Origin of the sequence: Halomonas sp. AOP5-B2-8, from assembly GCF_052376475.1 — a bacterium.
In the GTDB taxonomy this organism is placed as follows: domain Bacteria; phylum Pseudomonadota; class Gammaproteobacteria; order Pseudomonadales; family Halomonadaceae; genus Vreelandella; species Vreelandella casei.
Window position 1 is genome coordinate 34,349 of the sequence record NZ_JBQSVS010000006.1, and the last position, 13,101, is coordinate 47,449.

General features: G+C 51.5%; 11 protein-coding genes. 5 read left to right on the forward strand and 6 right to left on the reverse strand.

Features of this window, described 5'->3' with window-relative positions; translation table 11 throughout:
- Window positions 1–9 precede the first annotated feature (9 nt).
- Window positions 10–573, forward strand: coding sequence for a D-glycero-beta-D-manno-heptose 1,7-bisphosphate 7-phosphatase (gene gmhB / locus ACT3RP_RS14430; RefSeq protein WP_483394046.1), 564 nt, complete (start codon window positions 10–12; stop codon window positions 571–573).
- A 132-nt stretch (window positions 574–705) separates the two neighbouring features.
- Here gmhB and gyrB read toward each other — a convergent pair whose 3' ends face one another.
- The 4 genes from gyrB to dnaA all read right to left on the reverse strand — a co-directional run bounded on the left by gyrB (window position 706) and on the right by dnaA (window position 7,053).
- On the reverse strand, window positions 706–3,126 hold the full coding sequence (gene gyrB, locus ACT3RP_RS14435; RefSeq protein ID WP_483394047.1) for a DNA topoisomerase (ATP-hydrolyzing) subunit B: 2,421 nt from the start codon (window positions 3,124–3,126) through the stop codon (window positions 706–708).
- Between the two features lie 51 nt (window positions 3,127–3,177).
- Window positions 3,178–4,281: a DNA replication/repair protein RecF gene (recF, locus tag ACT3RP_RS14440; RefSeq protein WP_483394048.1), complete on the reverse strand. Its 1,104-nt coding sequence runs from the start codon at window positions 4,279–4,281 to the stop codon at window positions 3,178–3,180.
- Window positions 4,282–4,419: 138 nt separating this feature from the next.
- Window positions 4,420–5,523 (reverse strand): DNA polymerase III subunit beta, encoded by a 1,104-nt coding sequence (gene dnaN / locus ACT3RP_RS14445; RefSeq protein WP_096276684.1) that lies wholly within the window; start codon window positions 5,521–5,523, stop codon window positions 4,420–4,422.
- Window positions 5,524–5,583: 60 nt separating this feature from the next.
- Window positions 5,584–7,053 (reverse strand): chromosomal replication initiator protein DnaA, encoded by a 1,470-nt coding sequence (dnaA, locus tag ACT3RP_RS14450; protein WP_096276686.1) that lies wholly within the window; start codon window positions 7,051–7,053, stop codon window positions 5,584–5,586.
- Window positions 7,054–7,587: 534 nt separating this feature from the next.
- Between dnaA and rpmH the strand changes: the two genes are divergently transcribed.
- The 4 genes from rpmH to mnmE all read left to right on the forward strand — a co-directional run bounded on the left by rpmH (window position 7,588) and on the right by mnmE (window position 11,462).
- Entirely contained in the window at window positions 7,588–7,722 is a 135-nt protein-coding gene (gene rpmH / locus ACT3RP_RS14455) for a 50S ribosomal protein L34 (protein ID WP_008959105.1), read from the forward strand.
- A gap of 13 nt (window positions 7,723–7,735) precedes the next feature.
- Entirely contained in the window at window positions 7,736–8,128 is a 393-nt protein-coding gene (rnpA, locus tag ACT3RP_RS14460) for a ribonuclease P protein component (RefSeq protein WP_096276688.1), read from the forward strand.
- Window positions 8,129–8,249: 121 nt separating this feature from the next.
- Complete coding sequence (gene yidC, locus ACT3RP_RS14465) at window positions 8,250–9,938, forward strand: membrane protein insertase YidC (RefSeq protein WP_096276691.1); 1,689 nt, start codon at window positions 8,250–8,252, stop codon at window positions 9,936–9,938.
- A 153-nt stretch (window positions 9,939–10,091) separates the two neighbouring features.
- Complete coding sequence (gene mnmE / locus ACT3RP_RS14470) at window positions 10,092–11,462, forward strand: tRNA uridine-5-carboxymethylaminomethyl(34) synthesis GTPase MnmE (protein ID WP_483394049.1); 1,371 nt, start codon at window positions 10,092–10,094, stop codon at window positions 11,460–11,462.
- Window positions 11,463–11,471: 9 nt separating this feature from the next.
- On the opposite strand, the gene ACT3RP_RS14475 is transcribed toward mnmE, so the two are convergent.
- Both ACT3RP_RS14475 and ACT3RP_RS14480 read right to left on the reverse strand, forming a co-directional pair.
- A complete protein-coding gene (locus ACT3RP_RS14475; RefSeq protein ID WP_483394050.1) occupies window positions 11,472–12,314 on the reverse strand; it encodes a 23S rRNA (adenine(2030)-N(6))-methyltransferase RlmJ in 843 nt (280 codons plus the stop codon).
- Window positions 12,315–12,403: 89 nt separating this feature from the next.
- Complete coding sequence (locus ACT3RP_RS14480; protein ID WP_441684352.1) at window positions 12,404–13,084, reverse strand: YiaD family glycine zipper/OmpA-like lipoprotein; 681 nt, start codon at window positions 13,082–13,084, stop codon at window positions 12,404–12,406.
- Window positions 13,085–13,101: the final 17 nt, after the last annotated feature.

Here is a 13,101-nt window from a genome sequence, read left to right on the forward strand (position 1 = left end):
GAGATTTCGATGCCGATATACCCTCAAAAGCTGGTTATTCTTGACCGTGACGGCGTCATCAATCAGGACTCAGATGCTTACATAAAGTCCCTAGATGAATGGATACCTTATCCTGATTCAATTGATGCCATCGCTCGTTTGTCGCAGTCAGGCTATATTGTAGCCATAGCCACTAACCAGTCAGGAATTGCGCGGGGGTATTATGATGAAACTGTACTTGCCAAGATCCACGCCCGTTTAAAAACATTGGTAGAGACCGCAGGAGGCCGTATTGCGCACATTGCCTATTGCCCACATGGTCCCGACGATAAATGTACTTGCCGCAAGCCGCTGCCTGGACTGCTTCATGACATCCAGCGCGTATTAGGATTATCGAGCCTGTCAGGAAGCTGGATGGTAGGTGATAGCCTTCGCGACCTTCAGGCAGGTAACGCTTGTGGCTGTAGGCTTGTCCTCGTCAAAACGGGCAAAGGCACCCAGACCGCTCAAAAAGGCCTAGGTCTCAATGACGCATTAATCTGCACTAACTTGACAGACTTTGCAGATAAGCTTCTCGCTGGACGACTAGGTTAAAGCGTTTATTAATTTAAACCTCCTTTGCTACCAGCATTACACGCCAACGGTTAAAACGAAAAAATGCCGCGGGCTATTCACCCAGCGGCATTTTATTTTCATTGTTTCACGTGAAACATGGTGATGCGTTTTTTATACGTCGAGATTGGCAACCAGGGCATTTGTCTCGATGAATTCACGACGCGGCTCAACATCATCACCCATCAGCGTATTAAACATCATATCGGCCCCCACAGCGTCTTCAATGGTGACACGCAGCATACGACGGCTGTCAGGATCCATAGTAGTGTCCCAAAGCTGATCGGGGTTCATTTCACCTAGACCTTTATAGCGCTGCACGGACAGGCCACGCTGGCCTTCTTGCATGAGCCATGTAAGGACTTCGGAAAAGTGAGCTACAGGCTTCTGACGCTCTCCTCGAGCGATATAAGACCCTTCTTCAAGGAAGCCATCCAACACTGCGCCAAGCTCAGCAATCCCACGATAGTCGGCGCTTTCGAAGAAATCGAGCCCCCAAACATAGTCGGTAGTCACCCCGTGGGCGACTAGCGAGACTGTAGGTAAGTACAGCGCACGCTCAGTGTCTTCCTGAAGATGGAAGTGATACCGTGGCCCGCCTTCATAGGCCACCATATCGTCCATTGTCTTCTGCAGCTCATCAATCCAGTTCTGCATGGTGACACGATCTTTAAGACTCGCCTCCCCTTTCAATGCCGACGTATGGATAATCTGTTTAAGCACTTCATTCGGATAAACGCGCGATAAGCGATCAATTCGCTTCATCACTGTGCGGTACTGGTTGACCAGCGTTTCAAGCTGGGAACCGCTAATGCCCGGTGCATTGGAATTAACATGCAGGCCAGCACCATCCAACGCCGTCGTGGTTAAGTAATCAACCATCGCCTGCTCATCTTTAAGATACAGCTCTTGCTTGCCGCGCTTAATTTTATAAAGCGGCGGTTGAGCGATAAAGATGTGACCACGCTCTATTAATTCCGGCATTTGGCGGAAAAAGAATGTCAGCAGCAGGGTACGAATATGCGAACCGTCAACGTCCGCATCCGTCATGATAATAACGGAGTGGTAACGCAGCTTATCGGGATTAAATTCTTCACGGCCGATACCACAGCCAAGCGCAGTGATTAAGGTGCCCACTTCAGCAGACGAGAGCATCTTATCGAAACGTGCTTTCTCGACGTTTAGGATTTTACCCTTAAGCGGCAAAATAGCCTGAGTACGACGATCGCGCCCCTGCTTCGCACTGCCACCTGCAGAGTCACCCTCCACCAGGTAAAGCTCAGATTGGCTCGGATCTTTCTCTTGGCAGTCTGCAAGCTTACCGGGCAAGCCGGCGATATCTAGCGCGCCTTTGCGCCGCGTCATGTCTCGTGCTTTGCGCGCTGCTTCTCGCGCACGCGCTGCGTCTAACATCTTATTAACAATTGCTTTAGCTTCGTTGGGTTTTTCAACAAGGTATTCAGAAAACAGGCGGCTCATTTCTTGCTCAACCGCTGTTTTAACTTCGCTGGAAACCAACTTGTCTTTTGTCTGAGATGAAAACTTAGGGTCCGGCACTTTTACTGAGATAATCGCCGTTAATCCCTCACGGGCATCATCACCGGTAGTGTTCACTTTGGCTTTTTTAAGCAGATTTTCGGCGTCGATGTAGTTATTTAACGTACGCGTAAGGCCGGCACGAAAGCCCGCCAAATGTGCGCCGCCATCCCGCTGAGGAATATTATTGGTGTAACAGAAAATATTTTCAGTGAAGGCTTCGCTCCACTGCATGGCCACCTCAACTTCAACGCCATCATCACGGATAGCATTAAAGTGGAACACCGGGTTAATCACATTCTTATTGGTGTTCAGGTGATCAACAAAGGCTTTTAAGCCACCTTCGTAATGAAACAGCTCCTCTTTACCGCTGCGCTCATCCAATAAACGGATGGCAACGCCGGAATTCAAAAAGGAGAGTTCACGCAGGCGCTTGGCTAATATATCGAAATGGAACTCGATATTGCCAAACGTTTCTGGCGAGGGGCGGAAATGAACACGCGTGCCACTTTTTTCAGTTTTCCCGACCACGCCAAGAGGCGCCTGAGGAACACCGTGACGATACAGCTGCTCAAACACTTCGCCCTGACGCCAGATGGTGAGGCGCAGCTCGGCAGAAAGCGCGTTAACAACAGAAACCCCTACGCCGTGTAGGCCGCCAGACACCTTGTAGGAGTTGTCATCAAATTTACCGCCCGCGTGTAGTACCGTCATGATAACTTCAGCGGCGGAAACCCCCTCACCCTCATGAAGTTCGGTAGGAACACCGCGGCCGTTATCACTAACGGTGACCGACTCATCAGGGTGAATGACAACGCGAATTTCGCTGCAGTGGCCCGCCAAAGCTTCATCGATGGAGTTATCCACCAACTCGAAGACCATATGGTGCAGACCGGTTCCATCGTCGGTGTCACCGATATACATACCTGGGCGCTTGCGTACTGCGTCCAGCCCTTTGAGCACCTTGATGCTTGATGAATCGTAAGCCTGCTCGCTCATTGACCACTCCGTCGTGAAGTCTGTCTCGTTCCGTATCGCCGATGTTTCTGCTTAGCTGTCCTGCACTAATTGGCTTAGCCCATGTTCAGCATGTTTCACGTGAAACATTTTTACCGCCGTACTAGGAAGCCATGTGCGTCGTAAAGCAGAAGACTCGACGCTGGTAATAAAAGCTTGGCACTGCATATCTTCAAGTAGCTGACAAAACTGATAACGATTTTGTTCGTCAAGTTCCGCAGGCAAATCATCGATAAGATAAATGCAGTGTCGCTGCGCTGTTCTTTCCAGAAACCGGCCTTGGGCAAGCTTCATGGCGCTGACCACTAACTTCTGCTGGCCTCTGGAAAGCACTTCAACAGCCGGCTGTTTATTCACTCTTATGCGTAAATCGGCACGCTGCGGGCCTTGCTGGGTAAACCCCATCTGCTGATCGGTGGTGCGGCTATCGTGCAGCACTGCCGAAAGAGACCTTTCTTTATCCCACCCTCTCGCGTAGCGCAGTGAGAGGCCGGGCAAAGGAAACAGCATTTTTAAGGTTTCTTCAAATACAGGTAGAAAATCGCTGAACCAGGCCCTTCGCAGCATATCCATTTGCTCACCCCAGTTGGCAAGCTCTTGCTCCCAAACAACCATTTCCTGGGGTTGTATTCTACCACGCCTAAGCAGTGCATTCCGATGTTTCAGCGCACGGCGAGTACGCTTCCATATTCCCAAAAAGTTGTGTTCCACGTGAAACACACCCCAATCCAGAAACTCACGCCGTCCTGCCGGTGACCCTTCTAGCAAACGAAACGCATCCGGATTAATAAGCTGCAGCGGCATTGCTTCAACCAAGGCTGCTAACCGAGCGTTCTTATCGCCTTTTAAGCGCAATTCTAGCTCTCTCTGGGCACGTAGACGGCGAACGCCTAGGGCAACCTCAGGCTCACCGCTTAGGCGCCCAAAGAGCGTCATATGCGGCTGCTCAGATTGAATGGCATGCTTCAACTGACGAGTACGAAATGAACGTCCCATGCCTAGAATATGCACGCCTTCCAGCAGGCTGGTTTTACCACTGCCATTAGCACCACTAATAACGTTGATACGAGGCGATGGCGTCATCTCAACCGGTAGAAGGTTGCGCAAGCCATGGAAATTAAGCAGTGTTAGGCTCATTTCGTTATCGTCACTTCTAATATCTCTAGGCTAGGTAACCAGTAAGACTAACTAGGCCAGTAGCATTCAAAGAAGAAACGGCGCTTCTGCTATCAGAAGCGCCGCTCAATTCTTCACGTTATTCTATACGTAATATAATTACAGGCGCATAGGCATTACGACATAAAGCGCGTCACCGCCGCCCGGCTCTTCAAGCAGCGCACTGCTGTTTGGGTCAGCCAGCGTAATTTGCACCCGTTCTTGATTAAGCACCGTTAACACATCAACGAGATAGCCAACGTTGAAACCCACTTCCATTGCACCACCGTTATACTCAATGGCGATATTTTCTTCAGCTTCTTCCTGCTCAGGGTTATTGGCCATTACTTTAAGATTATTTTCCTCAAGGTAAAGGCGTACCCCGCGATACTTCTCATTCGACAGAATAGCCGTACGTGAAAGCATCTGGCGCAGCTCTGCACGCTCAGCTATCAACACTTTATCGCCATTGCGCGGTACTACACGCTCGTAATCCGGAAATTTACCGTCGATTAACTTAGAGGTAAACGTGAAATCACCTGTGTGCGCACGAACATGACTGGAGCCCAACGTTAGGCTTACCGGCTCATCGCTGTCGTCTAACAAGCGCGACAGCTCCAAGATGCCTTTACGCGGGACAATCAGCTTTTGCGACTGGCTTACAGAGACGTCGATTGGCCGAGAGCACATCGCCAAGCGGTGACCATCTGTGGCTACCGTGCGTAGCAAGTTACTTTGAATTTCCAGCAGCATGCCGTTGAGGTAATAGCGCACATCCTGCTGTGCCATGGCAAATGATGTGGCTTCAATCAGATGCTTTAAAATACCGCGAGGCACGCTAATTTCCTGGCTGCCGTCGGCATCTTCAATATTTGGAAACTCAGCTACCGGTAGTGTGGACAGCGTAAAACGCGAACGACCGCTGCGCAGTATAGCGCGGCCGTCTTCAACGCTAAGCTGAATGTCAGACTGATCGGGAAGAGATTTACAAATGTCCATCAGCTTACGAGCGGGCACCGTAGCGGCGCCCGGCTGATCAACTTGGCTTGCTACGGTACGCCCAACCAGCTCAACTTCTAAATCAGTACCGGTGAGTGAAACCTGATCGCCTTCTATCTGAATCAACACATTAGAAAGCACAGGTAGTGTTTGGCGACGCTCGACGACACCGGCGACCAGCGTCAGCGGACGTAGCAGCGCCTCTCGGGAAATCGAAAATTTCATCAATGCTCCGGTTCTAAATCCTGAAAGACCTGCGCATCGCAGGTCCGTCCTATGGAATGATTAACTGGTCAACAGGCGCAGTAAATTCTTATAGTCCTCACGAATGTCCGCACTTTCTTCCTGCAACGATTTAACTTTTCGGCATGCGTGCAGCACCGTGGTGTGATCACGCCCACCAAAAGCGTCGCCAATCTCTGGCAAGCTATGATTGGTTAGCTCTTTAGCAAGCGCCATTGCCACCTGACGGGGGCGGGCAACGGAGCGTGAACGGCGCTTAGAAAGTAAGTCCGCCACCTTAATTTTGTAATACTCCGCCACCGTACGTTGAATATTATCAACGCCAACCTGTTTATCTTGAAGGGCTAACAGATCTTTTAATGACTCGCGAATAAAATCTTGGGTAATGGTTTTGCCCATGAAATGCGAATCAGCGATGACTTTTTTCAACGCGCCTTCCAATTCACGCACGTTAGAGCGAATTTTTTGAGCAATAAAGAACGCCGCATCGTGAGGCAAATCGACCTTAGCTTGATCAGCCTTCTTCATCAAAATGGCCACGCGTGTCTCAAGCTCCGGCGGCTCAATCGCCACCGTCAGCCCCCAGCCAAAGCGTGATTTCAGACGCTCTTCTACACCGCTAATCTCTTTCGGATAGCGATCAGAGGTCAGGATCATTTGCTGGCCGCCTTCCAAGAGTGCATTAAACGTATGGAAGAACTCTTCTTGTGAACGCTCTTTGCCGGCAAAAAACTGAATATCATCAATTAGTAAGGCATCAACGCTGCGATAAAAACGTTTAAAATCATTAATCGCATTAAGCTGTAATGCCTTCACCATATCGGCAACAAATCGCTCGGAATGCAGATATACAACGCGAGCATTTTCGCGCCGGGTCGCTAACGCATTGCCAACAGCATGCATCAAGTGAGTTTTACCAAGTCCCACTCCACCGTATAAAAACAGCGGGTTGTAGGCACCACCAGGGTTTTCAGACACTTGGCGCGACGCAGCGCGAGCCAGTTGGTTCGATTTACCTTCAACAAAGGTATCAAAGGTAAAATTAGGATTAAGTCCGCTACCATGTTTCAGGCTGCCCTCAACTTGTACCTGTCGCTCATTGGGGCGCCGCGTAGCCGCTTGCTGCTCACGCAATTTATCGATCTCACGCTCGTCGGCGGCATCTGCCCGCGATGACGTATGCACCGATGCCGAAGCAGGTCGCGATGGTGAAGCCGATATAGGATTACCTAAATCACGATGCTGAGGCGCCTGCGTAGCCGGGCGGCGACTACCTACCGTCAGGCTGACCTTAGGCGGTTTCGCGGGGGCTAGTTCACGCATCAGCTCACTTATCCGCTTGGCGTACTTATCGCTCACCCAATCACGCACAAAGCGATTCGGCGCCAATAAGCGCAGCTCGTTGGACTCTCCTTCCTCTGCCTGCAGCGGGCGTATCCAGGTATTGAACTGCTGTGAATTCAGTTCATCCTGCAGGTTGTCCAGGCACTGTTGCCAAAGCGTCAGTGACACTCATCTCACCATCGGTTGAAAACGGCCGACCATTGTAGCGCTCAAAGCTCCGGTTATCCACATGGGTTTAGGAACCCATATTGGCCTGTGGACAACTTGCAATAAGCCTGCGGGACAACCTCGGGAGGAAAGGGGGATAAATATGAATAATAACGTTTTCTTAAAGGTTATAAACATCTAACCAACATGTTTTAGACCGCTTATACGACACTTACACACAGATTTTTTATCATTATAACTTACTGAAATATGGATATTAAAATCACTTATCCACAAATAGTATCCCCACTATTAATAACAACAGGTTTAGAACTACTAACTAGTAATAATAGTGGTAGCGTCGATTGCCCAACAATATCCCAAAAGCAGCGCTGCAATCCCTCTGCAAGGCTTTTTATGCAAGGAAAAATTGCACCCGGCGTAGGAAGTCTCTACAATTTCCGGTCTTGAATTGAATCTCCCCGGCTAGTTCCTCACTGGACCGGGCTTTTTGGAATTCACTTTCCGTCCTAAACCACGTGGGAATAACGAGTTATGAAACGCACTTTTCAACCTAGCGTTCTCAAGCGCAAGCGCGCGCATGGCTTCCGTGCTCGTATGGCAACCAAAAACGGTCGCGCCGTCCTAGCACGCCGCCGTGCCAAAGGCCGCAAGCGTCTGAGCGCCTGATTTCGGATTGCGTGTGCCGCAGCAAGGCTTTCCCCGGCAATTACGGTTACTAAATGCTGGGGACTTCAGTCACGTGTTTGAACAAGCCGACTTAAAAGTGCATGGCAAAGGTATGATGGCGTTAGTTCGCTTTAGTACTCGGGGTTACCCTCGCCTTGGACTGATAGTTAGCAAAAAAAATGTTAAACGCGCCGTAGACCGCAACCGTTTCAAGCGTCTCGTACGAGAATCCGTACGCCTTCGCCAAGACCATTTACCCTCTGTGGATATTGTGGTTCTTGCGCGGCGGGGTGTGCAGGATATCGATAACGACACCTTACATCGCCAGTTATACGGCATGTGGAAGCGACTCCAGCGTGACGCGCAGGCGGTGATAGCAGAACCAACGCCAGAGCGTAACACGTGACATTTGGTGCACACTTCGCCGCTCGACCTCGGCCTGCCCCCCGGCAGGCTTTCGTGTGTCAAGGGGCAAGTAAATGACACTGCGCCACTAGTATATTCACCACCCAGCGGGCAGAACCCTCATGGACGTAAAACGACTTTTATTACTGATTCCACTAGCCGTACTAGCCTATTTGTTAGTCGTCCAGTGGAATCAGGATTACGGGCAGCCAAATTATGATTCGGCTCCTGAAATGACGCAACGCAGCAACTCGGCGGTGCCTAGCAATGTCGAAACTGACGATGGCTTAGCCGTTCCCAGCAGTTCTCCGCAGCAAGACCCGGTTGGAGAAGGAATCGCGAGCAGTACTGAAAGCGAGTCATCAAGCCGCGATTTTATTGCCGTCACGACCGACGTTCTTGATGTGCGTATCGATCCCCACGGTGGCGATATTGTTTATGCTGCTTTACCACAGCACAAGCAATCACTCGATTCAGAGCGCAACTACGTGCTGCTATCGGATAACAACAGCCGTAGCTATGTCGCACGCTCAGGGCTGCAGCTCGACGGTCAAGCTAGCCGCATCGCGTTCACTCCCGAAAATTCTGAGTATCGTTTAGGCGATAACGATGATGAGCTAAGCGTTAATCTAACCGCTGACGTTAACGGCGTTGAGATCATTAAACGCCTTACCTTTGACCGCGGCAGCTATGCGGTCAACGTCAATTACTACCTAGCTAACAATACCGATGCGCCCGTTACTGCGCGGTTTATTGGTCAGTTGGCACGAGATAATAGCCCCGACCCTTCCAGCGGCGTCTCAATGGGTATGAAGTCCTACTTGGGCGCAGCTTACTCAACGCCAGATGCTCGCTACGAGAAAATCAATTTTGAAGATATTCAAAATCGTGAGTTTGAAAACCGTGAAGCGCAGGGTGGCTGGATTGCTATTATTCAGCACTACTTTGTATCCGCATGGGCACCGCAGCAGGATCAGCAGAACCTGTTTTACGTCACCAGCGATTCCAGTAATCGTAACGTCGTCGCCTTTGCCGGCCCCACAAGCAATATTGCAGCAGAGGGTGAAGCTACTCTGGGCGCAACGCTGTACATGGGACCGAAGGTTCAGGACTACCTAGAACAGGTCGCTCCCAACCTGCAATTAACCGTGGATTATGGCTGGCTTTGGTTTATCGCTAACCCGCTGTTCTGGCTGCTGGATCATATCCATGAAATCGTTGGTAACTGGGGTTGGTCGATTGTTCTGCTAACCGTGCTGGTTAAGACCGTGCTGTTCCCGCTGTCTGCCAAGGCTTACAAGTCTATGGGCCGGATGCGTAAGCTTGGTCCGGAAATGCAGCGTCTAAAAGAGATGTATGGCGACGATCGTCAAAAAATGTCTCAAGAGATGATGAAGTTCTATCAGAAAGAGAAGATCAATCCGCTGGGCGGCTGTTTGCCTATCGTGATCCAGATGCCGGTCTTCATCGCTCTTTACTGGATGCTGCTAGAATCGGTTGAATTGCGCCATGCGCCGTTTATGTTCTGGATTCAAGATCTATCGATGAAGGATCCTTACTTCATCCTGCCGATCATTATGGGCATCTCGATGTTCGTTCAGCAGATGTTGAACCCGACGCCTCCGGACCCCATGCAGGCGAAGATTATGAAGATGCTACCCATCATCTTTACCTTCTTCTTCCTGTGGTTCCCAGCGGGTCTGGTCATCTACTGGGTGGTCAACAACATCATTTCGGTGGCGCAGCAGTACTACATTACGCGCAAAATCGAAAATGACCCGAGTATCGGCAAAGGCATGAGAACTAAGTAGTTAAAGAGACAGTGATTTACCGCTGTAATCTGCGCCTTCAGACCCCCGCCCCGTGCGGGGGTCTGGCGTTTTAAGACCAATAAATTCACACTAGTTGTGATCAATACTGGAACGATCCATTATTATTTCAGCCCACTGTTAAAGAGAGCCACCATGGCCGAACGCCTCTACACTCCTGACACCATCACGGCACTGGCGACTCCTCCTGGACGCGGTGGCGTCGGTATTATACGAGTCTCCGGCCCCGCCTGCCGCGAGATCGCCCAAGCTATGATTGGGCACTGCCCAGCACCAAGGTACGCCCATTACGGCCCCTTTCAGGGCGCTGAAGGCACTATTGATGAAGGTATCGCGCTACTTTTTAATGGCCCTTATTCTTTTACCGGTGAAGACGTACTCGAGCTTCAGGGGCACGGCGGCCCGATTATCATGGATATGCTGCTGGAACGTTGCATAGCATTAGGTGCTCGTTTAGCGCGACCAGGTGAGTTTTCCGAACGGGCTTTTTTGAACGATAAGCTGGATCTTGCCCAAGCAGAAGCCATTGCCGATCTGATTGATGCAACCTCACGCTCGGCGGCAGAAAACGCCGTTCGCTCGCTGCAAGGCGAGTTTTCAAAGCGGATCTCCGCGCTAGTGGAGCGCCTTATCGAGCTACGTGTTTATGTCGAAGCGGCCATTGATTTTCCAGAAGAAGAAATCGATTTTCTTGCCGATGGCCATGTGGCACAACATTTAAGCAGCGTACAGCAGGCGCTTAGCGATGTGCGTCAAGCCGCGGGGCAAGGTGCGCTGTTGCGCGAAGGTATGAGTGTGGTGATCGCAGGACGTCCTAATGCCGGCAAATCCAGCCTACTTAATGCGCTTACCGAGCAGGATACCGCCATCGTTACCGATATCGCCGGAACGACCCGCGACGTGCTGCGTGAGCATATTCATATCGATGGCATGCCGCTGCATATCATCGATACGGCCGGGCTACGCGATACCCCCGATGCGGTTGAAAAAATCGGCGTCGCTCGCGCCTGGGACGAAATAGAAAAGGCTGACCGGGTGCTGCTGCTAGTCGATGCCACGACCACCGATTCAATCGATCCAATGGAGATTTGGCCAGAGTTCGTGGCACGCCTACCGGATCAGCAGCGCCTAACCTTAGTCCGTAATAAGATAGACACCAGCGCTGAGCAGCCGTGTTTAGACCTATCCACAGGCACACCAATCGTGCGGCTATCTGTCAAAACGGGGGTGGGTGTGGATAACTTAAAAGCGCACTTGAAGGAGGTAATGGGCTTTGCCGCTACCACCGAAGGTCGCTTTTCTGCTCGTCGACGGCACCTGGATGCGCTTGACCGCGCCATGACAGCGCTCGATACCGGCCGTGCTCAGCTTGATGGCTATGGCGCAGGAGAGCTGCTGGCTGAAGACTTACGTGACGCCCAGCAGGCATTAGGCGAGATCACCGGCGAATTCAGCGCCGATGACCTACTCGGCGAGATTTTCGGCAACTTCTGTATCGGTAAATAGCAAAGGCAGCTACTCTTGTACCCACCAATCTGCCCTATAACGGCTGCTGGAGCCTAGTAGCGGCGTTATCTCCGCCATTGCCGCCGCTAGCTGCTGATCTAACCCCCAGGGTGGATTAATCACTAGCATGCCACTGCCATACATACCGTGAGCTTGCTCGGCTGGGGCGCGCAATAGCAGCTCGCTGCGCCAGATTTTGCGCACTCCACGCCCCTTTAGCGTATCTAGTAACGCGTGATGGTGGCCTGCCGGTAGCAATGGATACCAGATTAATATCACGCCATGGCGCACTTTTTCCAAGGCGTGTACCACCGTCTCAGCGACCTCTTGATACTCCACTTTGCGCTCATAGCTTGGGTCGATAAGCACGCACAGTCGCGGCGTTCTCACCGGCAGCATATCTGTTAATCCCACTAGACCATCACCAAAAACGCGCTGTGCGTTAGGCGATAATACCTGGGCGTTAAGCTGCTTGTGCTCTCCGGGATGGAGTTCAAACAGACGCAGCTTATCCTGCCCACGTAGCACATTACTCATCCACCAGGGTGAACCCGGATAATGCGTTAACGTGGCTGCGTCCGGCTGGGCACTTCTCAGCACCTCTTTCCATGCGCCCAAGAGCGGGGCGCTGGACTTAGGCTGCTGCCAAAGTGGCCAAATACCCTCGCGGTACTCTTGCAAGCGTTGGCTCTCTTGCCCACTAAGGGGATAAAGGCCGCGCCCTGCATGAGTATCAACATATGTAACGGCAGATTCTTTACGTAATAAATAATCGGTCACCGCATACAGGGTAAGATGCTTATGAACATCGGCAAAGTTACCGGCATGGTAGGCATGTTGATATGACAGCATGGGGACTCGTCAGCAGATGAATAAAAAAGCCCGCTATGTGAGCATAGCGGGCTATCAGCGGCAATAAGTAGTTAAGCGACTCGCGCTTACTAACGCTGGCCCTGACCATCACCGGTGGGGGTCAACGTGATTTCGACGCGACGGTTCTGGGCACGGCCCTGTTCATTGTCGTTACTAGCGATTGGTTGAGTTGCACCATACCCGGATGTATTGAGGCGCATAGAGCCGACGCCGTTCTGGGTTAAGTAACTGCCGACAGCCTGGGCGCGGCGTTCAGACAGGCGCTGGTTATAGCTTGCATCGCCGGTGCTATCGGTATGACCAGCAATGTTAACGCGAGTGTCTTGGTACTGCGTCAATACGCTAGCGACTTCGTTCAGGGCGCTGCGTGCTTCACTGGTAAGGTCGGCCGAGTCAAAACCAAACGTAACACCGCTTGGCATATTGAGGACGATATCGTCACCGCGGCGATCAATCTCAATACGTGAACCTTGCAAGTTGTCACGCAGCTGCTGCTCTTGGCGGTCCATATAGACACCAACGCCAGCACCTGCGGCAGCGCCGACGGCAGCACCAATCAACGCACGGTCGCGACGGCTAGTACTGCCATCGCCCGACAGCGCACCCGCAGCGGCACCAATTGCGGCACCAATGCCCGAACCCATAGCGGTGCTAGAGCGCTGCGTTTGGCCACCGTAGGGGTCAGAGGTGGCACAACCTGCGACTAAAATAGCAGCGGCCAACGGTGTCAGTAGTCGAGAAATACGCATCACTCACTCCTTATTTA